This is a genomic window from Sphingobium herbicidovorans, from assembly GCF_002080435.1.
Taxonomy (GTDB): Bacteria; Pseudomonadota; Alphaproteobacteria; order Sphingomonadales; family Sphingomonadaceae; genus Sphingobium; species Sphingobium herbicidovorans.
Genome location: NZ_CP020538.1, coordinates 40,718 through 64,731 on the forward strand (window position 1 = coordinate 40,718; position 24,014 = coordinate 64,731).

Below are 24,014 nucleotides of genomic sequence, written 5' to 3' on the forward strand. Positions count from 1 at the left end.
TGACGCTCGGATCGATTTGGGGTTCATGCATTTTCAGTGTCAGAGGCCGATTCTCCTCCAGCGCAGTCGCCTTTCGCCATCCCCATCTTCCGCGCGGTATGGTTCGCCAGCCTCGCGTCCAATTTCGGCGGCCTGATCCAGTCTGTTGGCGCGGCGTGGATGATGACGTCGCTTTCCGCCTCGCCGCAACTGGTCGCGCTGGTTCCAGCCTCCACGACCCTCCCGATCATGCTGCTCTCGCTCTGGGCGGGCGCAGTCGCCGATAATATCGACCGGCGGCTGGTCATGCTCGCCTGCCAGCTCTTCATGCTGGTGGTATCCGCTCTCCTCGCGCTGTTCGCATGGGAAGGACTGCTGACGCCCTGGTCGCTTCTGGCGTTCACCTTCCTCGTCGGCTGCGCAACCGCCATCAACCTCCCGGCCTGGCAAGCGTCGGTCGGCGACATGGTGTCGCGATCCCAGTTGCCCAGCGCCGTCGCTCTCAACAGCATGGGCTTCAACCTGGCGCGCAGCGTCGGCCCGGCGCTGGGCGGCGTCATCGTCGCAGCCGCAGGCGCCGCTGCAGCCTTCCTGACCAACGCCCTCAGCTATATCGGCCTTTCCATCGTGCTGCTGCGCTGGAGACCGGAGCGCGCGCCGCAACTGTTGCCCCGCGAGCGGCTGGGGGTCGCGATGCGCGCCGGTCTGCGCTACGTCTCCATGTCGCCCAAGATCCAGCTGGTCCTGCTTCGCGGCGCGGCCTTCGGTATCGGGGCGAGCGCGGTGTCAGCCCTCATGCCGCTGGTAGCGCGGGACATATTGGGGGGCGATGCGCTCACCTTCGGCCTGCTCAGCGGGGCATTCGGCATCGGCGCGGTGCTTGGCGCGCTTTCGTCGGGCAGGTTGAGGCAGCGCTACTCGATTGAGACAATCGTGCGTTCCGCCGCGCTCGCCCTTGCGCTTGGCACAGCCATCGCCGCCTCGACGGGGTGGCTGGCCGTGGCCCTTGCGGGCTTGATGCTGTGCGGGGCGGGATGGGTGATCGCGCTTTCGACATTCAACGTCTCGGTCCAGATGTCGGCCCCGCGCTGGGTGCTCGCCCGTGCGGTGGCGCTGTACCAGATGATGACGTTCGGCGGCATGGCGCTCGGCGCCTGGCTGTTCGGCTGGCTGGCGGAGCATTACGGCGTCGCAACCTCGCTTCATATTGCCGCAGGGACGCAGATCGCGGCGGCTGCAATTGGGCTGCTTCGTCCGCTTTCCGAGACGGGAGACGAAAATCTGGACCTGCTCAATCGCTGGCAGGAACCGCAAACCGCCGTCCCGATCGAGCCGCGCAGCGGCCCTGTGGTCGTCACGATAGAATATCGCATTCCATCGGGTTCAGTGGTGCCCTTCCTCGCCGCGATGAGCGAGCGGCGGCGCATCCGGCGGCGCGACGGCGCGCATGGCTGGTCGCTGCTCCGCGACCTGGCCGACCCGGAACTGTGGATCGAGCGTTATCATGTTTCGACCTGGCTGGACTATGTCCGGCATAACAGCCGCCGAACGATAGCCGATCTGGCGAATTGGGATGCTCTTGCAGCATTGCATCACGGGTCCGATCCGCCGGTGGTGCATCGCATGCTGGAACGGCAGACCGGATCGCTGCCGATCGGGCGGATGCCCGACGTGCGCGAAATGGGCGACCCGATGACTGACCCCACCCGGTCCAGCTGAACGCCCTTAACCGTCGGGCAGATCGTCGGGCGTGTCGATATCCCGCAGGATGCTGCCCATCGCTTCTATCTGCACACCCCGGCTCAGCAGGGCGCGCGCGCCTTGATCCCCCCGCAGCGTGAGCAGTTCGGGGAAATGCTTGCGCCCGATAAAGGCGGGCGGCGAAGAAGAGAAGCCATCGGTGCTGGCCACTACCGATCGCACATCCTCCGCCGCCAGGCATATGCGGTTGTAATGCGACTGCGGCACATAAGGCATGTCGCCCAGGCAGATGAGAATGCCCCGGCAGCGCCTGATCGGCATGACATGTTCGACGGCCAGCAGGATGCTGCTCGCAAGGCCTTCTTCAGGATGATCATTGGTCAGGACGCTATAGCCGCGCCGCTCCAGCTTCCGGTGAATGGCCGGAGCCTGCGCGATTGGTCGCGCGACAGCGACCAGTTCCGCGAAAGCGAGGGACGCGACGGCCTCAAGCGTATGGGCGATCACCGGCTTTCCCCGCAGATCGGCCATCAGCTTGTCCTCATCGCCAAAGCGCGATGATGTGCCCGCGGCCAAGAGAACGGCCGCGATCCTTTCCGTCCGCATGCGTCAGCCTGTCGGTGAAAGAGGTGGGAGGGGCGGCGGTAGGTGCATGGACAGCAAGTGGGCTTCTTTTGGTTCGCGTTGTTATTCAGCTATTCCGCAAATCCGAAGAGCGTCGGAACAGGGGGTGGCATTCTGGCTATATAGCCGCCATATGCCCGCTAAACAAAGACAGACAGGAGCAGCACCTTTCATGGACTATGATCCCGATGCCGAAGCTGTTGGCGAAGCGGTCAAGGAAGCTGTGCCCGCAGATGTGTCGGAGGCCATCCGGACGCTGATCCGCTGGTCAGGCGACAATCCGGAACGCGAAGGTCTGCTGGAAACGCCCGAACGTGTCGCACGCGCCTGGCGCGAATATTGCCGCGGCTATACCGACGATCCGGCCTACCACCTGTCCCGCATTTTCCATGAAGTGGGCGGCTATGATGATATCGTGCTGCTGAAGGACATTCCGTTCCAGTCCCACTGCGAACATCATATGGCTCCGATCATCGGGCGCGCGCATATCGCCTATCTGCCCGGAAAATATGTCGTGGGCATATCGAAGCTGGCGCGCGTGCTGCACGCCTTTTCCAATCGGCTGCAGGTGCAGGAAAGGCTGACCGCCGAAGTCGCCAACTGCATCTGGCAGCATCTTAACCCCCAGGGCGTCGCCGTCGTCATCGAAGCGACCCATGGCTGCATGACGGGGCGCGGCGTGCGCACGCCCAACGTCCTCATGAAGACCAGTCGTATGCTCGGCGTGTTCCGCGACGATGAAAAAAGTCGCGAGGAAGTGTTGAAGCTCATCGGATCGTGAACGGGGAAGAGGCACCCGCTTACCGGCCACTGGGTGGTGCGCGCGGGCGGGCGGAAGGATCACTGCCGCTGGCGAACAAGCGGTTGGCGCTGATTACGGGCGGTCACAGGCGGCTGGGCGGCGTCATCGCCGCGGGCTTCGCGCGGGCTGGCTATTCGCTGGCGATCCACGGCAGTCACGACACGCGGCTCGATTCCGCCTTGGCGCTGGCGCTGGACGAAAGCGGCACAGAGTGGGACGGGTTCACCGCAGACTTTTCCGATCCTGAAACCGCCGAAGAGCTGGTGGCCAAGGTCGCCGAGCGGTTCGGTCGCCCGCCCGACATATTGGTGAACAGCGCGGCGATTTTCGGCCAGGACCGGCTGGACAGCGTCACCGCCGACGATCTGATGCGGCACTATGCTGTGAACTGCGCCGCGCCTGCGCTGCTGACCAAGGCTTTCGCGACAATTCCGGCGGGCGTTGTCGATCGTTGCATCATCAATATTCTCGACCAGCGGATCGACCATCCTCATGCCGACCAGCTGGCCTATACCCTGTCCAAGACAGCGCTGGCGGGCCTGACCCGCCTTTCCGCTGCGAGCCTTGCGCCCCATATCCGGGTGAACGCCGTCGCGCCCGGCCTGACGATCGCCACGCCCGATTATGATGAAGAACAGATGGAAAGGCTGCAATCGGCCATGCCGCTGGGCCGCCTGCCGCTGGCTGAACAGATCGCCGAAGCCGTCCTCTATCTCGCGCAGGCAAGCGCTGTTACGGGGCAGACGCTGTACGTTGATGGCGGCGCGCACCTGCGCAGCTATGACCGCGACTTCATGCATATGGGGCGATGAGCGGCAACGCCCGCCTCATCTTCGCCGCCGCAGAAATTGAGGGAGATAATGATGAGCTTTGAAACGATCCTGGTCGAACAGCGCGATGCGGTGACGCTTGTCACGCTCAACCGGCCGCAGGCGCTGAACGCGCTCAATACGCAGGTGCTGGCGGACCTCAGCGCTGCCTTCGCCGCCTATGACGCCGACCCCTCGCAACTCTGCCTGGTGCTGACGGGCAGCGAAAAGGCTTTCGCAGCCGGCGCCGACATCAAGGAAATGGCCAGCAAGGCCGCAGCCGACTTCTTCCTGGAGGATTTCTTCTCCGGCTGGCAGAAAAATGTGGTCGCAACCCGCAAGCCGTGGATTGCCGCAGTCGCGGGCTTCGCGCTGGGCGGGGGCTGTGAACTGGCGATGATGGCGGACTTCATCATTGCGGCCGATACCGCGAAATTCGGCCAGCCCGAGATCAAGCTGGGCGTCGCGCCGGGCATGGGTGGATCGCAACGGCTGACGAAAGCTGTGGGCAAGGCCAAGGCGATGGAAATGTGCCTGACCGGCCGGATGATGGGCGCAGAGGAAGCTGAGCGTTCAGGCCTCGTCTCGCGTATCGTCCCTGCGGCGGATCTGTTGGAAGACGCGCTCAAGACCGCTGCCGCCATCGCGGCGATGCCCCCCATGGCGACGATGGTGAACAAGGAGATGGTCAACCTCGCCTTTGAAACCGGACTTGAGCAAGGCCTGTTGAATGAACGGCGCCTGTTCCAGTTGCTCACGGCGACCGAGGACCGGGTTGAGGGCATGAAGGCCTTTGTCGAAAAGCGTCCCGGCGTGTGGAAAGGCCGCTGAACAAGCGGCTTGCACCACCCCGAAACCGGCCTCAAAAAAATTATCCACAATTATCCACAGCTTTAGATGTGGATCGTCTTGGGAATGTCAGATTCCGCTTTGCGCGACTCGCTTTTGGTGAGACCATCCAGTTATCGAAACAAACGACGAAACAGAGAAATCTGGATCTTCAAATCATAGAGAAATCAATGATTTGACGGATGTTTCGAACATCAGGTGAATGTTGGAACCGAAAGGAACGAACAAGAGCCGGATGGTCTTCAAATGATGATGATGTGTACGCGCGAAAGCGAACGTCAATCATCGGGAATTTGAAGGCAGGCTGCGGAATATGGCTGAAATGCCAGACGACGGAGCCAACACGATGCATAGCCTTTCAGGCGGGCATCGCGCGCCGAGTCCGATGATCGCATCCCGAAACGGAAGCGGATTAAGAGACACGACGGAAGTGGGGACCGGCAGAAATGTCGGCCCCCATTTTGCTTTTGGGGAATGCGTGATGCTGACTCGGTCCGCCCCGATTGCTGCCCAAGGGCGCACTGTGCCGCCGCTGCGGATATGTGATCAACGGCCATGGTGCCGGCTGAGGGATTTGAACCCCCGACCTTCGGTTTACAAAACCGCTGCACTACCACTGTGCTAAGCCGGCATGTCCGCTTCGGACGGTGAGCGCCTTACTATCAGATGACGCCGAACGTCCAGCCCTCCGTTGCAGCAATATGCGGATTGAGGGCCAGAGGCGTCCAAAGGCTCGGCTGGGGGGCGACATTGCGCAGCCACGCGGCGGCGGCGATGGCGTCCGCGCCATGATCGTCGGGCGGCAGCCCCTCATACGGCGCAGAGCCGAGCGCGAACAGTGCATCGTTGAGCGCCGCCAGATCGCGCATCTTCGTCCGTCCCTTTGACCGCCCGGCCGCCCTTGCCGCAATGCTGGTGTAGATTTCCACGACCAGCGACCCTGATCGCGGCGGCGAATCGAAAGGCCAGATGGGTACATGGCGATGGACATGGTGAAGCAACCGCATGCCTGCAAAGCTCGCCTTCGCCACCTGGGCCGCGCCGATGGCGTCATAGACGGTGGAGGGCTTGCCGCCGCCGCCCGCATTATAATGGGCTTCGCACGCCCGGTTGTGCATGAAGTCGGCCTTCACGCCATCGGCTTTCCCGAAATAGAAATGGCGGCGATGGGTGACATGCAGCAGGCTGGCGGCGCCCAGGTCGGGATCATCGCATATGGCATCGACATAGGCCCAGAAATCCGGCCCTGTCACTGGCGCCTCATCGCCAGGCAGATATGCCTGTCGCGCGACGAAGGGCGGGGCGAAGCTGAAGTCGAAGCCGAACAGGGTCGGCGCTTCCGCCGCTGCCGCCACCAGCCATTCACCGACCGCTGTCCGCGACCACAGGCCGCCTTCGGGCGGTCGGATAAGTTGCGGCACGGCGTCTCCACGCTCGCACAGGGCGACCGCGATCCCCTTGTGCCGCAAGCCCTTCGCGCCCGACCAGTCAATCGCGGCATAGCGATCGAAACGCGGAGTCATGGCAACCGGCTATCCCTTCTCAGGCGTCGCTGCGCTCGGCCCGCAGGCGGTCCCAATAGGCCATGCGCTCGGCGACCCGCGCTTCGAAACCGCGATCGGTGGGCGCGTAGAAGGGCTGCGGCTCCATCTCCTCGGGCCAATAATTGTCGCCGGAAAAGCCTTCCGCGCTGTCATGGTCATATTGATAATCCTTCCCATAGCCGATCGTCTTCATCAGCCGGGTTGGAGCGTTCAGGATATTCTTGGGCGGCATCAGCGATCCGGTGTCGCGCGCCGATTTCCATGCCGCTTTCATCGCGGCATAGGCTGCGTTGGATTTGGGCGCGGTCGCGCAATAAAGACAGGCTTGGACGATGGCCAGTTCGCCCTCGGGACTGCCGAGGAAATCGAATGCGTCCTTGGCCGCCAGGCATTGTACCAGCGCCTGCGGATCGGCGAGGCCGATGTCTTCGCTGGCAAAACGGACCAGACGCCGCAGCACATAGAGCGGTTGCTCCCCGGCCGTCAGCATCCGCGCCAGATAATAGAGCGCCGCCTGCGGGTCTGAACCACGCAGCGATTTGTGCAGCGCGGAGATCAGGTTGTAATGCCCCTCCCGATCCTTGTCATAGACCGGCATGCGCCGGTGGAGCAGGGCGGAAAGGCCCGCCGGATCGAGCGGCTCGCCAATGTCGATGGAATAAAGCGTCTCGACCTGATTGAGCAGAAAGCGCCCGTCACCATCCGCACTGGCGAGCAGGGCGTCCCGTGCCGCCGGGGTGAGCGGCAGGGTCTTTTCGGTCAGCGCTTCCGCCCGGTCGAGCAGCAGTTCAAGCGCGGCGGCATCCAGCCGATGCAGGATCAGCACCTGTGCGCGCGACAGCAATGCGGCGTTGAGTTCAAAGCTGGGATTCTCGGTCGTCGCCCCGACCAGCGTGACCGTGCCATCTTCGACAAAGGGCAGGAAACTGTCCTGCTGCGCGCGGTTGAAACGATGGATCTCGTCCACGAACAGCAGCGTCTTGTCGCCGCGCCGGGCATGCTCCTTGGCTGCGGCGAATACTTTTTTCAGGTCCGCGACGCCGGAAAAGACGGCGGAAATAGGCTCGAAGCGCATGTCCACCGCATCGGCCAGCAGGCGGGCTATGGTCGTCTTGCCCGTGCCCGGCGGTCCCCACAGGATGATGGATGAAAGCCGCCCAGCCGCCACCATTCGGCCAATCGCGCCTTCCGGCCCGGTCAGGTGATCCTGCCCCACCACATCGGCCAGCGTGCGCGGGCGCAGCCTGTCGGCAAGCGGCGCGTTCTCGACGGGTTCGCCGGGGGTTTCTGCATCGGATGCGAAAAGATCAGCCATTCATTCCGATATAGGCCATTCATCCCGACATAGGGAAGCCGCCGCCGTCAAGGAACCGGGCTGGAACGCAGCCGCGCGCCCTGGGTTCGCTGGCGAATGACGCGGATATAGGTATCGACCAGCGCCTGATTGACCTGGTCCCAGCCATAGCGCTCTGCTTCCGCCATGGCTGCGTTCCCCGCATCGGCACGCGCCTGCGGGTTGTCGCAATAGGTCGCGAGCGCGTCGGCGAAGGCGCCGATGGCTCCGGGACGGATCAGCCGCCCTGTCACCCCTTCGGTCACCAGGCTCTCGCTGCCCGTCGCCCGTGCCGCGACGGTCGGCAGCTTGCAGGCCATCGCCTCCAGCGTCACATTGCCGAAGGTTTCGGTGATCGACGGATTGAACAGCATATCCATGCTCGCGACCGCGCGGCCCAGGTCAGCGCCCTTCTGAAACCCGGTGAAGATGGCGTTCGGCAAGCGGTTCTCGAACCAGTCGCGCGCGGGGCCATCGCCGACGATCAGCACCTTGTGCCGCACATGGCGGAGCGCAAGCTGGTCGATCGCGTCTGAAAAGACGTCCAGCCCCTTTTCCATGACCAGTCGGCCAATGAAGCCGATGACCGGCTCGTCATCTTCGATGCCCAGTGACTGCCGCCATGCCGGATCGCGGCGGTCGGGATTGAAGATTTGCCGGTCGATGCCGCGCGTCCAGATGCCGACATCATAGCTCATCCGCTGTTCCCGCAGCAGTTGCGCCATGGATTCGGATGGCGCGACGATGGCGTCGCACCGGCGATAGAAACGGCGCAGCACGGATTCGATGACCGGCTCCAGAAAGGCGAGGCCATAATAACGCGGATAGGTTTCAAAACGCGTATGGACGGACGCGACTGCAGGCAGCCCCCGACTGCGCGCCCAGGAGACCGCACGATGGCCCAGCGGATCGGGACTGGAAACATGGACCAGATTGGGCTGAAAACGCTTGAGGTCGCGGCGGACAGCGCCGGACATCCGATAGGGAACGCGATATTCCCGGCGGCCCGGAACCGGAAAGGACGGTGCGCTCACCAGGTCGCCCGTCGGCTCGAACGCAGGGGTTGCGATGGTCGGTGAATAAACGCGCACGGCCGCGCCCTGGCTCAGCAGATAGCCCACGAAGCGGTTGAGCGCCTGGTTCGCGCCATCGCGAACATAATTGTAATTGCCGCTGAAGAGCGCGACGCGAAGGCCGGTGACATCCATCTGCCGCCCCTTAACCCACAGGAACAGAAAACCCAAGGGAACCGCATGCGGAGCGGGGATTTTTGTCTTGGCGACAGTGGCAAAATGGCCGCGATGCCGATGCGGCGGGTGAGGATGGGAATGACCGACAATTTCCGCAAAGGGACGCGGGTGAAATGGAACTGGGGCCAGGGCGTGGGCCGTGGCCGGGTTGCCGAAAAGTTCGACCGCCATGTGGAAAGGACGATTGAGGGCGCGCTGATCCGGCGCAATGGATCGGCGACGAACCCCGCCTATCTCGTCCAGACCGACAATGGCAGCGAAGTGCTCAAGCTCGCCTCGGAACTCAGCCGCGCGTAGAGCAACCTGCTCGCCAAGCGCCTGCGGTCCTGCCATAGCGCGGGGATGAGCGATCATCTCATTGTCGAAGCGTTGCTGACTGGCACGCCGGTTCCGTTCCGTGATGGGGATTACAGCGCCATCGCCAAGCGGCCGGTGAACGGGGTGGTCCGCATCGGTTGGCTCGGCCTTGCAGGCGACGGTGTCGCCGACCCTATCCATCATGGCGGCTGGGACAAGGCGATCCATCTCTACCCGCAGGATCATTATGGCTGGTGGCGCGAGCGCAAGCCGGATCATCCGCTGCTGGCCGCGCCCGGCGCCTTCGGGGAAAATATCGCATCCCACGGCATGACCGAGGAGGAAATCTGCCTCGGCGACCGCTTCTCGCTCGGCAGCGCGCTGGTGGAGGTCAGCCACGGGCGGCAGCCCTGCTGGAAACTCGATCATCGCTTCGGTTCGCGCGATGTGATGGCCACCATCGTCAAGACCGGGCGTTCGGGCCTCTATTTCCGCGTGCTGCGGGAAGGGGAGGCGGAGGCGAACAGCCGGATGGAATTGCTTGACCGGCCCTTGCCGCAATGGCCGATCGCGCGCATTTTCCGCCTGTTGATCGGCGGCGGGCACAAGGCGGAACCGGATGCGGTTCGCTCGCTCGCGGAATTGCCCGTGCTGGCCGAGGTATGGCGCGACCGCGCCCGCAAGCTGGCGTAATAGCGCCGGAAAACAGCCAGCAGGCAAATCTCGCGTCGTGCCATCTGGTATGGCGGCGGAGCGGTGCCTATAGCTGATCCATGGCATCGACCCCAAAACAGAAGAAACCCGAAAAAGTCCGTCCCGCGGGCTTCCCGACGCGCGATCAGGTGATGGAGTTCATCACGTCATCCGATCAGCCCGCGGGCAAGCGTGAGATCGCCAAGGCGTTCGGCCTCAAGGGGCAGGAAAAGATAGCGCTCAAGGCGCTGCTGAAAGACATGGCCGACGAAGGGCTGCTGGACATTGGCCCGGCGCGCGCTTTCCACAAGATGGGCGGGGTGCCAAAGGTCACGGTGCTGCGCATCGTCGATGTCGATGGCACGACGCTGATCGCCACGCCAGAACGGTGGGAGGCGGAGGGGCAGCCCGCGCCGCGCCTGCGCGTGATCGAGCGGGGCAAGCGGGGTGCGCTGACCATCGGCGACCGCATCCTCGCGCGGACGGAAGAAGCGGGGCGCGGCTGGGTCGCGCATCCGATGAAGAAACTCGCCAAGGCCAGCGAGGAACTGCTGGGCGTGGTTGAGGCCGGGGAGGGTGGCAAGCTCTGGCTACGCCCGGTCGACAAGCGCATTCGCAAGGATACGCCGATCAGTGATGCGGGCAGCGCGACGCCGGGCGACCTCGTGCTGGCCGAGCCGGTCGGACGCCCCCCGCGCATCAGCGCCCGCGTGACCGACATATTGGGCGATCCCTTCGCCCCGCGCAGCTTCAGCCTGATCGCGATCCACAAGCACGGCATACCGCATGTATTCCCGGAGCGGACGGAGGAGGAAGCGCTCACGGCATCCGAACTCGCACTCCATGAGGACAAGCGCGAAGATCTGCGCCACCTGCCCATCGTCGCCATCGACCCGGTCGATGCGCGGGACCATGACGATGCGGTATGGGCCGCCCCGGACGAGGATGCCGCCAATCCCGGCGGCTATCGCGCGATAGTCGCGATCGCCGACGTCAGCTATTATGTCCGCCCCGGCAGCGCACTCGACAAGGAAGCGCGTAAGCGCGGCAACAGCGTCTATTTCCCCGATCTGGTCGTGCCGATGCTGCCGCATCAGCTCTCGTCAGACATGTGCTCCCTGCGCGCGGGGCAGGACCGTGCGGCGATGGCCTGCCATCTGGTTATCGACGCGTCGGGCAAGATCACCTCCTGGCGCTTTGCCCGCGCGATCATCCGCGTCGCTGCGGTCCTGGCCTACGAAGACGCGCAGGCGGCAATCGACGGGACGAAGGACAATGCGCTGCTCGAACCGGCGCTGAAACCGCTTTGGGCCTGCTGGAAACTCCTGCGCAAGGCGCGCGACAAGCGTGACCCCCTCGCGCTCGACCTGCCCGAACGCCGCGTGGTTCTGGACGATCAGGGCAGGATCGTCAGCGTCGCCGTGCGGGAACGGCTCGACGCGCACATGCTGATCGAAGATTATATGATCGCGGCCAACGTCGCCGCCGCCAAGGCGCTGGAGGCAAAGAAAGCGCCGGTCATGTACCGCGTCCACGAACCGCCCAGCCGTGAAAAGCTGGTTGCGCTCAAGGACTATCTGGCGACTTTCGACATTGATTTCGCGTTGGGGCAGGTGATCAAGCCGTCCACCTTCAACCATCTGATCGCTCGGGTCGGCGAGGCGGAGGAAAAGCCGCAGATCATGGAGCAGATCCTGCGCAGCCAGACGCAGGCCTATTACAGCCCCCAGAATATGGGGCATTTCGGATTGGCGCTTGGTTCCTACGCCCATTTCACCTCCCCCATCCGCCGTTATGCCGACCTTCTCGTCCATCGTGCGCTGGTCGGTGCCCACGGCCTTGAACTACCCGCGCCCAAGGGAGGCGTCCTGCCCGATCGGACGGCGCTCAGCGCCGATGATTATGAGAATATGGGCCGTGTGGGCGAAATGATCAGCCAGCATGAACGCCGCGCGATGGAGGCGGAGCGTGACACGATCGACCGCTATGTCGCCGCCTATCTGGCCGCCCATGTCGGCGAACTGGTCAACGCCCGCATCACCGGCGTCCAGAATTTCGGTTTCTTCGCCACGGTCGAGGGGCTGGGCGGCGACGGCCTTGTCCCGGTGTCGACCATGGGCGACGAACGCTTCTACTTTGATGAAGCGGGCCGCGCTCTCGAAGGCGTGGAGAGCGGCGACCGCTACACCGTCGGCCAGCATCTCCAACTACGCCTTGCAGAGGCTGATCCCATCAACGGCAGTCTGCGCTTCGAGCTGCCCGACGCGCCGCCGCAGCGGCCCAGTTTCAAGAAGGACCGGACACGGCCGGGCGCAAAGCGGGGCCGACCCGCCAATATCCGCCACATGGGTTCAAAGCGCGGGAAACACCGGCGATAGGTCAGCTCAACTGATCGATCGCCTCGGCGCTGAGACCGCCGGGAATGACCATGATCGGGCAGGGGAGCTTGCCCGCGTCGGCGCCTGCGAAGTGGGACACCAGCGCGCCGGGGTGGCCGCTGGCCGCCGCGCCCAGCACCAGCGCCGCGACATCGGGCATTTCGTCCAGCGTTTCGCGAACCAGCGCCACCGGCTCGCCCTGACGCACGGTGATGCTGGGACGGATGCCGGATTCCTCGGTCAGCGTGCCCGCTGCGCTGGTCACAAGCGCCTCGGCGCGCTGGCGGGCTTCATCCTCCATCGTTGCCTGAACGCCGCCCCATTGGACGAACTCCGCCGGCGGGACGAGCGCGAGGATGCGGATCGACCCCGCAGTCTTGGCTGCACGCCGCGCGGCGAAGCGGAGCGCCGTTTCCGCTTCGGGCGATTCGTCCACTACAACCAGATAAGTGCGCATCCTTGTCGCATCCCCTGTCAGATTGCAGGGCGAACCGGCTCCTGCCCTGCCTTCTTGAACCGATTTGGTAAATCGTGAACCAGTCTGGTGAAATGTGACTGATTATCTTGCCCCGCGCAAGGCGCGGCCTTGACCCCCCGGTCCAAAGGGTGAAAACCGCTTCCAACGCTGCCCGTCTGCCGGGAAGAATATGAGAGGCCCTCACGCATGAGCAAGAAGATTCAGATGCCCGCCTTGTCCCCGACCATGGAAGAAGGGACGCTTGCGAAATGGCTGGTGAAGGAAGGCGACACGGTGTCGTCGGGGGATCTGCTCGCAGAGATTGAAACCGACAAGGCGACGATGGAATTCGAAGCGGTCGATGAGGGCAAGATCGCGAAGATCCTCGTTTCCGAAGGGTCCGAAGGCGTGAAGGTCGGCACGGTTATCGCCATCATCGCCGAAGAGGGCGAGGATGTTGCCGAAGCGGCGGCGGGTGACAGCGCGTCTGCGCCCAAGGCGGCGGCAACGCCAAAGGCCGATCCCGTTCCCGCAAAGGCTGAAGCCGCCGCGCCCGCGCCTGCGGCCAAGGGTGATGCAACGCCCGTTCCGCAATCGGATGACCGCGTGAAGGCCAGCCCGCTCGCGCGCCGCCTCGCCGAAGCCAAGGGCGTCGATCTCGCCAGCCTGACCGGCTCCGGCCCCAATGGCCGTATCGTCAAGGCGGATCTGGAAGGCGCTGCCGCTGCTGCACCAGCACCGAGCAAGGCGGCCGCCGCACCTGGGGCTCCTGCACCCGCAGTAGCCCAGGCCGCGCAGGATTTCGGCATCCCACACGAAGTCGTCAAGCTGAGTGGCATGCGCAAGACGATTGCACGCCGCCTGACGGAATCGAAGCAGCAGGTGCCGCACATCTACCTCACCGTCGATATCCGGCTCGACAAGCTGTTGAAGCTGCGCGGCGAACTCAACGCCGGTCTCGCCAGCCGCAACGTCAAGCTGTCGGTCAACGACCTGCTTATCAAGGCGCTGGGTGTCGCCCTGATCCAGGTGCCCGAATGCAATGTGCAGTTCGCGGGCGACCAGATGCTGCAATTCCAGCGCGCGGACATTTCGGTCGCGGTTTCGATCCCCGGCGGTCTTATCACGCCCATCGTGACGGCAGCCGACAGCAAGGGCGTGGCCGCCATCTCTACCGAGATGAAGGACCTGGCCACTCGCGCCAAGGACGGCAAGTTGAAACCTGAGGAGTATCAGGGCGGCACGGCCTCGCTCTCCAACATGGGCATGTTCGGCATCAAGCAGTTCGATGCCGTCATCAATCCGCCCCAGGCCATGATCATGGCGATCGGCGCTGGTGACAAGCGCCCCTTTGTCATCGATGACTCGCTTCAGATCGCGACGGTCATGTCGGCGACCGGCAGCTTTGATCATCGCGCGATCGATGGCGCGGACGGGGCCCGCCTGATGCAGCTGTTCCGCGAGTTGATCGAAAACCCGCTTGGCATGCTGGCCTGATGCCAGCCGCCGAAGAAACGCCGCCGAACGAAAGTCCGGCGGTGCGCGTCATTGCCATGCCTGCCGACACCAATCCCTATGGGGATATTTTCGGCGGCTGGTTGATGAGCCTGATGGATTCCGCCGCCGGTTCCGTCGCCGCCCGCCACAGCAAGGGGCGGGCCGTGACCATCGCGGTCGATGGCATGACCTTCCTGAGGCCGGTGGTCGTCGGTGACGAGGTGTCTGTTTTCGCCGCCCTGGAATCGGTGGGCCGCACGTCGATGAACATCGCGGTCGAAGCCTGGCGGCGCACCCGCCACGACGACCGCTCCTATCGCGTGACGAAAGCGACATTCACCTTCGTGGCGATCGGCGAGGATCGCCAGCCCCGTTCCGTGCCGCCGATCGCGGCGCAAGAAGACAAGAGAGATTGACCATGGCTGAGAATTACGATGTCATCGTTCTGGGTTCCGGCCCCGGCGGCTATGTCGCCGCGATCCGCGCCTCGCAGCTTGGCCTAAAGACCGCCATCGTGGAGCGGGAAAATCTTGGGGGCATCTGCCTCAACTGGGGTTGCATCCCGACCAAGGCGCTGCTGCGTTCCGCGGAAATCTATCACTATATGCAGCATGCCGCCGAATACGGCTTGGCTGCCGAGAAGATCAGCGCCGACATCGACGCGGTGGTGAAGCGCTCGCGCGGCGTCGCCAAGCAGCTCAATCAGGGCGTCACCCACCTGATGAAGAAGAACAAGATCGCCGTCCACATGGGCGAGGGCAAGCTGACCGGCAAAGGCAAGTTGAGCGTCACGAAAGACGGCAAGACCGAAGAACTGACAGCGAAGAACATCATCGTAGCCACGGGCGCCCGCGCCCGCGACCTGCCCTTTGCCAAGGCGGACGGCAAGCGCGTGTGGACCTATCGCCACGCCATGACCCCGCCCGAAATGCCGACCAGGCTGCTGGTGATCGGATCGGGCGCGATCGGCATCGAGTTCGCCAGCTTCTACAATGACATGGGCGCTGACGTCACCGTCGTCGAAATGCTGGACCGCGTCGTGCCGGTCGAGGATGCGGATGTGTCCGCCTTCCTCGAAAAGGCGCTGAAAAAGCAGGGCATGACCATCATGACCGGCGCGGGCCTGGAAAAGCTGGAAGTGGGCGCGAACGGCGTAAAGGCCGCAATCAAGGGCAAGGATGGCAAGATCGTCAACGGCGACTACAGCCATGTCATCGTCGCCATCGGCATCGTCCCCAACACCGAGAATATCGGGCTCAAGGAACTGGGCGTCTCGATGGACGATCGCGGCTTCCTGAAGACCGACGAATTGTGCCGCACCAATGTCGATGGCCTTTGGGCGATCGGCGACATCACCGCGCCGCCATGGCTTGCGCACAAGGCCAGCCACGAAGGCGTGATCGCGGCCGAAGCAATCGCGGGCAAGCATCCCCATGCCATGGACCCGCGCAACATTCCGGGCTGCACCTATTGCCATCCGCAGATCGCCAGCGTCGGCCTGACCGAAGCCAAGGCGAAGGAGGCGGGCTATGAGGTGAAGGTCGGCATGTTCCCCTTCATCGGCAATGGCAAGGCGATCGCGCTGGGCGAGGCGGAGGGCTTCACCAAGACCGTGTTCGACGCCAAGACCGGCGAACTGCTGGGCGCGCACATGGTCGGAGCTGAAGTGACAGAAATGATCCAGGGCTTCACCGTAGGCAAGACGCTGGAAACGACCGAAGCGGAACTGATGCACACGGTATTCCCGCATCCGACGATTTCGGAATCGATGCACGAAAGCGTGCTCGCCGCCTATGGGCGCGCGCTCCATATCTGATCGCCGATCCTGGTTGGGCGGCGCGGGGGCTTTCCTCCTCGCGCTCGTCGGCGTTCTCGCCATTGCCTTGCTTCAACGGTCCGGTGTGCTGGACGGATTGAACATCGGCGCGATGACGGTGGCGGGGGAGGCGCGGGCGATAAGCCCCGCCATCACCTCGATCATGCTGGCCGCTTCGCGGATTGGCGATACGGTCGGGCGTATAGCCGTCATTATAGCGGCCGTCGCGCTTCTGCTATGGCGGGGCAGGCGGTCCGGCGCCCAATGGCTCGCACTGGTCATGGCGGGTGGAACTTTGCTCAACCTGGGCCTCAAGCAGCTATTCGCCGCCCCGCGTCCCGACCTGCTGCCCCATCTCGACATCGTCCACAGCTATAGTTTCCCCAGCGGTCATGCCGCAGGCAACATGATGCTCTTCGGCGCTCTGGCCATGCTGGCCGGTCGGTGGGGCAGCTATGTGCTCGCCGGGCTGCTGATCGCGCTGATCGGCATCAGCCGTGTCTGGCTTGGCGTGCACTGGCCAAGCGACGTTCTGGCCGGATGGATGGAAGGCCTCGGCTGGCTGTGCCTTTGCCGCTACTGGCTACCAGCGCGGGGATGGGAGCAGCAGCGCATCGCTTAACCGCTGGTGCGGCGGCATGCCGTCCGCAGTAACGAAGCCGTGGACCCAGAAACTGTCATAGGCACTGGCAATCGCCACCAGCAGCAATAGTAGCCCCGCACCTGCAAAGACCGGCCGCGCCATATGGACACCCCTTTCCGGCATGAACGCCAGCAAGGCGAGCGGCAGGAGTGGCAGGAAATAGCGGCCTTGCGTTCCCTGAATAAAATCAGCGCCCAGCGGCGTTCCGGTCAGATACATGGCGGTTTCTATCAGCAGCGCGGTGCCTATCGCCACCGCCAGCCACCATAGTCGGCGACCCATGCCGATCCTGATGCCCGCCCCGTTCAGGACGGCGGCGCTCATCATCAGCCCGGCCAACGGATAGGCGAGCAGCGGGAGCAATATCGCGTTCCAACCAAAACGGCATACGATCTGGAGGCCATAGACCGGCGTGCGCTCCACGACGCTGGAGGCCAGCGTCCGCACATAGCCGACCGGATCGGCCAATATGACGGCAAGCTGCGCGCTAAGCGGCGCAGTCATCACCGTCTCGCCGGTCTTGCGCGACATGATGTGATAAAGCGCCTGGCTTCCCCCCGACATCTTCATCCAGACGATAAAGGCCAGCGCGCCGAACGCCATCGCGCCCAGCAAGAGCCATGGCCCGGCATCGCGGCGACGGGGCCATTGCAGCCCTGCCGCCATCAGGGGCAGATAGACCCCCTTGGCCAGCGCCAACAGTGGTCCGCAAATCATTAGCCCTGTCGACCGCGCCGTGTTGTAGCCCATCGCCATCACCCGAAGCGCCAGCGCCAGCGCCAGAAATCCGACCCCATTGATAACGGCGTCGGGAGAAAGCGAACCGGTCTGGAAATAGAATGTCGGCAGCAGCGCCGTCGCCAGCAAGGCGTTCCGGCCGAACGGCATGAGGCAGAAGGCAAAGGCCAGCAGGATCAGGCCCGCCAACGCGTTGACGATCCGCCCCGCATAAAAGCTCCCCAATCGCGGCAAGCCAAGTTCATCGCCCAGCAGCAAGCCCGCAGCGCCGGGCGTATAGAGCGTGGGCGCATAATTGGCGACATTGGGAAAGTCGGCAAAGGCTCTGCCCGGCCGCGCCATATCCGCCTGCCATGCCTGCTCCAGCATCGGCTTGGCGAATCGGCGCTTTTCCCCCGTCACCTCGGTCGGAAAATCGATGCCATGCAGGTCCAGCGCGGATCGCGGCAATTCAGCGCCGATCCGTTCGCCGCGCTGCTCCGCCATGACATGGCCTTCGCTTAGCAACAGCGCCTTCATATAGTGCTGGTTTTCGTCTGGGGCCTGAAATGGGGGCGTGATCAGGACGAAGGACATCGTCGCGACGCAGACCAGCGCCAGAAGCCATTTCTGCATATGGGTGGCTGCGACGGCCATGGGCAGGGAAACGGCCTTGCCGCTGAAGGCCGATGATCTTTCCTGTCGCACGTCCGCACCCGTTCCGGCCAATGGCTTGCCCCATGCAATCCATCCTTGGGAACGGTGCAGCAGGCCGATGGAAAGGTTTAGTCGTCAGCCATTAACATTCCCCTCCGTTCAGGGGCGGGGGATCATTCCTCCTCCTCGTCCCTTTTTCTCTCGGCCGGGGGATGCAGCCGCAACCGCGTCACCCTGCGCCCGTCGCTGCTGACGATTTCCAGTTTCCAGCCGCTCTGCTCATGCTTCAAAATTTCGCCTGCATCCGGCACACGGCCAGCGATGACGAAGGCCAGGCCGCCCAGCGTATCGACATCTTCCTCGATATCGGACAGCCGCTCGTCAATCTCCTCGGCGACGTCTTCCAGTTCAGCCCGCGCGTCCGCTTCCCACATTCCGCCTTCCAGCGGGACCAGCAGCGCTTCGGGGGCATCGTCATGCTCGTCCTCGACATCGCCGACGATTTCCTCGACCAGGTCCTCGAACGTCAGCAACCCTTCCGTCCCGGAATATTCGTCCAGCACGATGGCGAGATGCGTGCGCTTGGCGCGCATTTCGGCCAGCAGGTCCAGCGCACCCATGCTTTCGGGGACATAAAGCGGCTGGCGGATCAACGGCGCCAGGCTGTCGGGAACCGGGGATTTGCCGGCTAGGATCGCGAACGCGTCGCGAATGTGGACCATGCCGACAATGGTATCCAGCGTTTCGCGATAGACCGGAATGCGGCTGTGTCCCGCTTCCGCGAACAATGCCGCCAGTTCAGCGAAGCTCGCTTTTTCCTCGATAGCGATGATGTCCGCGCGCGGGACGGCGACGTCATCGACCGTGTGCTCGGAAAAATGCAGCAGGTTGCGGACCATCTGGCGTTCGATCGCCGACAGGTCGCCATTGGCAGGGGAGGGCGCGCTCTCGTCCCGCTCGTCCTCGTCATACCCGTCCAGCGCCTCCTCCAGCTCGCGCCGGAGGCTGGGGCTTTCTTCCTCACCGAAAAGCAGCGACTTCAGGCCGCTCCATAAACCGCCCTCGTGACTACTACTGTCCGATTCCTTTGAACCGTTGCCGTCCTTCGGACTGCCTTCAGCCATTGTTCTTCCTACTATCCTGTCTGGCGATCCCCATAGGGATCCGTAACGCCTAGGCTTTGCAGGGACTGGGTCTCCAGCGCCTCCATCGCTTCCGCCTCGGCATCCTCCATATGATCATATCCCAGCAAATGAAAAGTCCCATGGATGATCAGATGCGTGGCATGGTCTGCGACAGAGACGCCCTTTTCCGCCGCTTCCCTTGCGCAGACCCCTTCCGCCAGCACGATGTCGCCCAGCAGAACCTCGCCATCGTCGGTATTCCCCGTGCCTTCCAGCAGGTCGGCCTGCACCATGGGAAAGGACAGGACGTTGGTGGGCCTGTCCTTGTCCCGATAGTCGCGGTTGAGGCTGTGGACTTCTTCGTCGCTGGTCAGTTTGACGGCGACTTCATACAGGGCCTCGTCCGTGGCGAAGGCGGCGTAGGGACTGTGTACGATGGCTGCGACCACGGCCCGCTGGGCTAGCAGTTCCCAGTCCTCGCCCGGCCAGCCACTTTCATGAAGAACCGCTACTTCAATCACTTTGCATGCTCCAATATCCAGCGTTCAGGCATCCGGCCCCTCATAAGCCTGAACGATCCGCCCCACGACCGGATGGCGCACGACGTCCGCGATATTGAACGGCACGACCGATATTCCGTCCACGCCTTCCAGCCGCGCGACGGCGTCGGCCAGGCCGGACACGCCCGGCTGCGGCAGATCGACCTGCCGTGGATCGCCGCAGATCACCATGCGGCTTCCTTCGCCGAAACGGGTCAGGAACATCTTCATCTGCGCCACGGTCGTATTCTGCGCCTCGTCCAGCACGATAAAGGCATTGGCCAGCGTTCGCCCGCGCATGAAGGCCAGCGGCGCGATCTCTATCTCTCCGCTCGCGATCCGCCGCTCCACCTGTTCGGCGGGCAGCGTGTCATAGAGCGCGTCGTAGATCGGCCGGAGATAGGGATCGACCTTCTCCTTCATGTCGCCCGGCAGGAAGCCGAGCCGCTCGCCAGCTTCCACGGCGGGGCGCGACAGGATCAGCCGATCGACGCTCCCCGTAATCAGCTGGCTGACGGCCTGCGCGACCGCCAGATAGGTCTTGCCGGTGCCTGCCGGTCCAAGCGCAAAGATGATATCGTTGCGGGTCAGCGCCTCCATATAGGTGACCTGCGTTGCGGAGCGCGGCACGATCGTCTTCTTGCGCGTGCGGATCATCACCTTGGGCGGCTCTGCGACGTCATGGCGGATGATGCCGTCCAGCGTCGGTTCGGCGGACATGGCGATCACCGCCTCGACGGCGCCGCTGTCGATTTCCTGCCCCGCCGCGATCCGGTTGTAGAGCCCGGTCATGACATCGCGCGCCCGCGCCGCCGCTTCGGCCTCGCCCTCGATCTGTAATTTGTTGCCCCGCGCGGCGATATAGACGCCCAGCCGGTTCTCGATGGCGACCAGATTCTGGTCATATTGCCCGAACAGCGCGCCCAACAGGTGGGGGCGGTCGAACGTCACTTCCAACCGTGCGCGCTCTACGGTGTCGCTGCGCTGGTTCTGGTTCGGCTTCTTGGACATTTCAGCAGCTCCCCTTTCCGTCAGTCATATCCGCTAGGGCGAATATCCATCTCCTGTCGCTCGAGCCTGGTGGACAGGTCGGGAGATGGGTTCCCTGCGCGGGAACGACTGAGAGTAGGTTCAAGCGGCTTTCCTCCTGCTAGGTTCGCCGGCCAGGCTGTTCGGACCGGCGCTGATGATATCGACTTCCACCATATCGCCAATGAAAAGTTCGGGCGCGGTGACGTGAACGGACTGGAGCCAAGGCGTCTTGCCGATCAGCTGTCCGGCATGACGGCCCTTGCGCTCCAGCAGGATTTCGGTGCGGCGGCCCACGGTCGCGGCGTTGAAGTCCACCTGATGCCGGTTGATCAGCGCCTGCAGCCGCGCAAGCCGTTCGTCCATCACTTGCGCAGGGATCTGACCGTCCATGTCCGCGGCAGGGGTGCCCGGACGCGGGCTGTATTTGAACGAATAGCATTGCGCATAGCGCACCTGATCCACGATCTTCAGCGTATCTTCGAACTCCGCGTCAGTTTCACCGGGGAAACCGACGATGAAGTCGCCCGACAGCGCAATGTCCGGCCGCGCCTCTCGCACCCGCTCGATGATCCGCAGATAGCTGTTGACGCCATGGCTGCGGTTCATCGCCTTCAATATGCGGTCGTTGCCCGACTGCACCGGCAGGTGAAGGAACGGCATCAGCTTCGGCTCGTCGCCATGCGCCGCGATCAGGCCGTCGCTCATGTCATTGGGATGGCTGGTGGTGTAACGGATGCGCTTGAGATCAGCGATCTTGCCCAGTTCGCGGACCAGGCCATCCATGCCCTGCATGCGCCCCCTGTCATCCTCACCGGTCCAGGCGTTCACATTCTGCCCCAGCAGCGTGATCTCGCGCACGCCGCCATCGACCAGCGCCTTGGCTTCGTCCAGGATCGCGCTCCAGCTACGGCTGATCTCCGCCCCACGCGTATAGGGCACCACGCAATAGGTGCAGAATTTGTCGCACCCTTCCATGATGGTCAGGAAGGCGGTTGGCCGGGCTTGCTTGGTGCGACCGGGCAGGGCGGCGAATTTCGACGCCAGCGGCATGTCGGTATCGACCGCCTCTTCGCCACGCCCGGCCTTGGCGATCAGGTCAGGCAGCCGGTGATAGGCTTGCGGCCCCACGACGATATCGACGGTTTTCGCTCGGCGGCTGATCTCGCTCCCTTCCGCCTGCGCGACGCAACCGGCGACGGCGATCATCGGGCGCGTGCCATCCTCGCGGTTGAGGCGACCGATGTCGGAATAGACCTTGTCCACGGCCTTTTCGCGGATGTGGCAGGTGTTCAGGATGACCAGATCCGCCTGCGAACCATCGGCCGCTGCGGTCATGCCGCGTTCGCCCAGCATCTCCGCCATGCGCTCGCCATCATAGACGTTCATCTGGCAGCCGAAGGATTTGACGTGGAATGTCGCTGGAGTCTTTTGGGCGTCGTTACGATTCATGCCGTCCAGCTATACAGGGGCAGCAGCCGGAACGAAAGGCGGCAGGTGCATCGCAATGCTTGCCGCGATCTTGTCTCTTGTAACCGCCGCCAATTGCTTGCGATCGGGGTAGAGCGCCGGATCGAACGGCTCCAGAAAGCGCAGCGTGACGTCGATTCTGCCGGGTCGCTCCAGCAGCCGTTTCACATTCCGACCCGCCGGTTCATCGCTGTGCCATGCGATCTCGGCGGTGGCCGCGCCATAATCCACATGCACCGGCTGGATCATCACCGCTCTTGGAGGCGGTAGCAGCACGGCCAGCAGAGAGGGCTTGAAAGGCAGCAAGCCCAATCCGTCGCTTGTCGTCCCCTCGGGGAACAGGGCGACCGGCTGATGCCCGGCCAGCGCCGCACGCAGCGCCTCGATCTGGCTGGACAGCGCACCGCGCCGATTGCGCGCAACGAACAGCGTGTTGTTCTGCGCCGCCAGCCACCCGATCAACGGCCAGCCCGCTATGCCGTCATGCGCGACGAAGGCGGCCCCGGTCGCGCCGCCCATCGCCAGAATGTCGATCCAGCTAACATGATTGGCGATGATGAAACTGTCGCCATGAAACGGATGGCCTTCGATCCGCACGCGCGCGCCCACTGCTCGCGCCGCCAGTCCCAGGAAGCGGCGGGGCCAGGGGGATCGCCTGCCCGCCGCCCGCCAAAGCAGGTGCGGGATCAGGCAAAGGATAAGGCAGCCCGCAAGGGCGCCCAACCGGCAGAAATAGCGAAGCCGCCGCAAGCGTTCAGTTCTTGCGGTCGAGCGATACGCCGTACAATTCCATGCGGTGATCGACCAGGCGGAAGCCGAGCTTTTCGGCGATCTGCTTCTGCAACTGCTCCAGTTCGGGATCGACGAACTCGATGACGTTGCCGGTTTCAACGTCGATCAGATGGTCATGATGCGCTTCGGGAGCCGCTTCATATCGTGCCCGGCCATCGCCGAAATCATGGCGCTCCAATATGCCCGCTTCTTCAAACAGGCGGACGGTGCGATAGACGGTCGCGATGGAGATGCCCGGATCGATCGTGGAGGAACGCTTGTGCAATTCCTCCACATCGGGATGGTCCGATGCGTCGCTAAGGACTTGAGCGATCACACGACGCTGCTCGGTGATGCGCAGGCCCTTTTCATGGCAAAGGGCTTCTACGTCGATCTTGCGGTTCATGCGGACTCGCTCATTTCAAATTTTCAGATAGTCGGCAGAAATTTAGCGGCATTTTCGGCATTGTAAAAGGGGCGCACGGCAAATGCGCCCCTTCACATGCCGGATCGCCCACCAACGGTGCTTATTTCGCGCGGGTGCGGCGGCGCTTTGTGCCAAGACCGATCTTCTTGGCCAGCGAACGGCGCTGTTCGGCATAGTTGGGAGCGACCATCGGATAATCCGCGGGCAGGCCCCATTTGGTCCGATAATCATCCGGCGTCATCTGATAATGGGTCATCAGGTGGCGCTTGAGCATCTTCAACTTCTTGCCGTCTTCCAGGCAGACAATATAGTCCGGCTTGATCGACGAACGGACCGATACGGCTGGTTCCGGCTTTACTTCGGGAACAGCAGCGGGCGTCGCCAGTCCTGAAAGTGCGGCGTGCACGTTCTGGATCAACGTCGCCACATCAGACACAGCCACGCTGTTGTTCGATACATGTGCAGCAACGATATCCGAAGTCAAAGTAATGAGCAGTTCGCTCTGTGCGGATTCGATTTCCATTTCTATTATCCTGCGAAGGCTGAATTTGATGCGACCCGCCCAGGCCTATTCGTTTCACGAGCGGTATATGAGCGTTATACCCTCG

Annotated in this window: 24 protein-coding genes and 1 tRNA gene; 11 read left to right on the plus strand and 14 right to left on the minus strand. The window is 63.4% G+C overall.

Annotated features, from left to right (window positions below; genetic code table 11):
- Window positions 1-36 precede the first annotated feature (36 nt).
- Window positions 37-1,698: an MFS transporter gene (locus B6S01_RS00245; protein ID WP_037466602.1), complete on the plus strand. Its 1,662-nt coding sequence runs from the start codon at window positions 37-39 to the stop codon at window positions 1,696-1,698.
- Between the two features lie 6 nt (window positions 1,699-1,704).
- Here the strand turns inward: B6S01_RS00245 and B6S01_RS00250 are convergent, their stop codons facing one another.
- A complete protein-coding gene (locus tag B6S01_RS00250) occupies window positions 1,705-2,286 on the minus strand; it encodes a nucleotidyltransferase family protein (protein ID WP_037466603.1) in 582 nt (193 codons plus the stop codon).
- A gap of 190 nt (window positions 2,287-2,476) precedes the next feature.
- Here B6S01_RS00250 and folE point away from each other — a divergent pair, with 190 nt between their 5' ends.
- From folE to B6S01_RS00265, 3 genes are read left to right on the plus strand one after another with little or no spacing between them, the layout of a single operon-like run.
- Window positions 2,477-3,085 carry a GTP cyclohydrolase I FolE gene (gene folE, locus B6S01_RS00255; protein WP_037466604.1) on the plus strand — a complete coding sequence of 203 codons (609 nt, stop codon included), beginning with the start codon at window positions 2,477-2,479 and terminating at the stop codon, window positions 3,083-3,085.
- Window positions 3,082-3,918: an SDR family oxidoreductase gene (locus B6S01_RS00260; protein ID WP_037466607.1), complete on the plus strand. Its 837-nt coding sequence runs from the start codon at window positions 3,082-3,084 to the stop codon at window positions 3,916-3,918. The genes folE and B6S01_RS00260 overlap by 4 nt, the downstream gene beginning before the upstream one ends.
- Window positions 3,919-3,969: 51 nt before the next feature.
- Complete coding sequence (locus tag B6S01_RS00265) at window positions 3,970-4,746, plus strand: enoyl-CoA hydratase-related protein (RefSeq protein WP_037466848.1); 777 nt, start codon at window positions 3,970-3,972, stop codon at window positions 4,744-4,746.
- A 574-nt stretch (window positions 4,747-5,320) separates the two neighbouring features.
- Here the strand turns inward: B6S01_RS00265 and B6S01_RS00270 are convergent.
- From B6S01_RS00270 to B6S01_RS00285, 4 genes are all read right to left on the minus strand, one after another.
- Window positions 5,321-5,395: transfer RNA gene (locus tag B6S01_RS00270), tRNA-Thr, on the minus strand.
- A 31-nt stretch (window positions 5,396-5,426) separates the two neighbouring features.
- Window positions 5,427-6,287 (minus strand): hypothetical protein, encoded by an 861-nt coding sequence (locus tag B6S01_RS00275; RefSeq protein ID WP_037466609.1) that lies wholly within the window; start codon window positions 6,285-6,287, stop codon window positions 5,427-5,429.
- A 19-nt stretch (window positions 6,288-6,306) separates the two neighbouring features.
- The gene (locus tag B6S01_RS00280; RefSeq protein WP_037466611.1) at window positions 6,307-7,623 is read right to left on the minus strand and encodes a replication-associated recombination protein A; all 1,317 of its coding nucleotides are present in this window, start codon (window positions 7,621-7,623) and stop codon (window positions 6,307-6,309) included.
- A gap of 47 nt (window positions 7,624-7,670) precedes the next feature.
- A complete protein-coding gene (locus tag B6S01_RS00285) occupies window positions 7,671-8,849 on the minus strand; it encodes a glycosyltransferase family 4 protein (protein ID WP_037466613.1) in 1,179 nt (392 codons plus the stop codon).
- Window positions 8,850-8,969: 120 nt separating this feature from the next.
- Here B6S01_RS00285 and B6S01_RS00290 point away from each other — a divergent pair, with 120 nt between their 5' ends.
- The 3 genes from B6S01_RS00290 to rnr all read left to right on the plus strand — a co-directional run bounded on the left by B6S01_RS00290 (window position 8,970) and on the right by rnr (window position 12,259).
- On the plus strand, window positions 8,970-9,188 hold the full coding sequence (locus B6S01_RS00290; protein ID WP_037466851.1) for a hypervirulence associated TUDOR domain-containing protein: 219 nt from the start codon (window positions 8,970-8,972) through the stop codon (window positions 9,186-9,188).
- Window positions 9,189-9,233: 45 nt separating this feature from the next.
- Window positions 9,234-9,881 carry an MOSC domain-containing protein gene (locus B6S01_RS00295; RefSeq protein WP_037466615.1) on the plus strand — a complete coding sequence of 216 codons (648 nt, stop codon included), beginning with the start codon at window positions 9,234-9,236 and terminating at the stop codon, window positions 9,879-9,881.
- An 80-nt stretch (window positions 9,882-9,961) separates the two neighbouring features.
- The gene (rnr, locus tag B6S01_RS00300) at window positions 9,962-12,259 is read left to right on the plus strand and encodes a ribonuclease R (protein ID WP_037466617.1); all 2,298 of its coding nucleotides are present in this window, start codon (window positions 9,962-9,964) and stop codon (window positions 12,257-12,259) included.
- Window position 12,260: 1 nt separating this feature from the next.
- Here the strand turns inward: rnr and B6S01_RS00305 are convergent, their stop codons facing one another.
- A complete protein-coding gene (locus B6S01_RS00305) occupies window positions 12,261-12,716 on the minus strand; it encodes a universal stress protein (RefSeq protein WP_037466619.1) in 456 nt (151 codons plus the stop codon).
- A gap of 207 nt (window positions 12,717-12,923) precedes the next feature.
- On the opposite strand from B6S01_RS00305, the gene B6S01_RS00310 reads away from it, so the two are divergent.
- The 4 genes from B6S01_RS00310 to B6S01_RS00325 are packed head-to-tail and all read left to right on the plus strand — an operon-like array spanning window position 12,924 to window position 16,651.
- Window positions 12,924-14,213, plus strand: a complete 1,290-nt coding sequence (locus tag B6S01_RS00310) for a pyruvate dehydrogenase complex dihydrolipoamide acetyltransferase (RefSeq protein ID WP_037466621.1) — start codon at window positions 12,924-12,926, stop codon at window positions 14,211-14,213.
- Complete coding sequence (locus tag B6S01_RS00315) at window positions 14,213-14,629, plus strand: acyl-CoA thioesterase (RefSeq protein ID WP_037466623.1); 417 nt, start codon at window positions 14,213-14,215, stop codon at window positions 14,627-14,629. Before B6S01_RS00310 ends, B6S01_RS00315 begins: the two co-directional genes overlap by 1 nt.
- A 2-nt stretch (window positions 14,630-14,631) precedes the next feature.
- Window positions 14,632-16,029, plus strand: coding sequence for a dihydrolipoyl dehydrogenase (gene lpdA / locus B6S01_RS00320; protein WP_037466625.1), 1,398 nt, complete (start codon window positions 14,632-14,634; stop codon window positions 16,027-16,029).
- Complete coding sequence (locus B6S01_RS00325) at window positions 16,007-16,651, plus strand: phosphatase PAP2 family protein (protein ID WP_037466627.1); 645 nt, start codon at window positions 16,007-16,009, stop codon at window positions 16,649-16,651. Before lpdA ends, B6S01_RS00325 begins: the two co-directional genes overlap by 23 nt.
- On the opposite strand, the gene B6S01_RS00330 is transcribed toward B6S01_RS00325, so the two are convergent.
- The 8 genes from B6S01_RS00330 to B6S01_RS00365 all read right to left on the minus strand — a co-directional run bounded on the left by B6S01_RS00330 (window position 16,613) and on the right by B6S01_RS00365 (window position 23,929).
- On the minus strand, window positions 16,613-18,046 hold the full coding sequence (locus tag B6S01_RS00330; protein WP_037466855.1) for a DUF2142 domain-containing protein: 1,434 nt from the start codon (window positions 18,044-18,046) through the stop codon (window positions 16,613-16,615). The genes B6S01_RS00325 and B6S01_RS00330 overlap by 39 nt on opposite strands.
- 173 nt (window positions 18,047-18,219) lie before the next feature.
- Window positions 18,220-19,170, minus strand: coding sequence for a hemolysin family protein (locus B6S01_RS00335; RefSeq protein WP_037466628.1), 951 nt, complete (start codon window positions 19,168-19,170; stop codon window positions 18,220-18,222).
- An 11-nt stretch (window positions 19,171-19,181) separates the two neighbouring features.
- A complete protein-coding gene (gene ybeY / locus B6S01_RS00340; protein WP_037466631.1) occupies window positions 19,182-19,691 on the minus strand; it encodes an rRNA maturation RNase YbeY in 510 nt (169 codons plus the stop codon).
- A gap of 24 nt (window positions 19,692-19,715) precedes the next feature.
- Window positions 19,716-20,720: a PhoH family protein gene (locus tag B6S01_RS00345; RefSeq protein ID WP_037466633.1), complete on the minus strand. Its 1,005-nt coding sequence runs from the start codon at window positions 20,718-20,720 to the stop codon at window positions 19,716-19,718.
- 120 nt (window positions 20,721-20,840) lie between these two features.
- Window positions 20,841-22,190, minus strand: coding sequence for a tRNA (N6-isopentenyl adenosine(37)-C2)-methylthiotransferase MiaB (gene miaB / locus B6S01_RS00350; RefSeq protein ID WP_037466636.1), 1,350 nt, complete (start codon window positions 22,188-22,190; stop codon window positions 20,841-20,843).
- 9 nt (window positions 22,191-22,199) lie between these two features.
- Window positions 22,200-22,958 (minus strand): lysophospholipid acyltransferase family protein, encoded by a 759-nt coding sequence (locus B6S01_RS00355; protein ID WP_037466638.1) that lies wholly within the window; start codon window positions 22,956-22,958, stop codon window positions 22,200-22,202.
- A 4-nt stretch (window positions 22,959-22,962) separates the two neighbouring features.
- On the minus strand, window positions 22,963-23,385 hold the full coding sequence (locus tag B6S01_RS00360) for a Fur family transcriptional regulator (protein ID WP_037466641.1): 423 nt from the start codon (window positions 23,383-23,385) through the stop codon (window positions 22,963-22,965).
- Window positions 23,386-23,506: 121 nt separating this feature from the next.
- The gene (locus B6S01_RS00365) at window positions 23,507-23,929 is read right to left on the minus strand and encodes a Ros/MucR family transcriptional regulator (RefSeq protein WP_037466643.1); all 423 of its coding nucleotides are present in this window, start codon (window positions 23,927-23,929) and stop codon (window positions 23,507-23,509) included.
- Window positions 23,930-24,014: the final 85 nt, after the last annotated feature.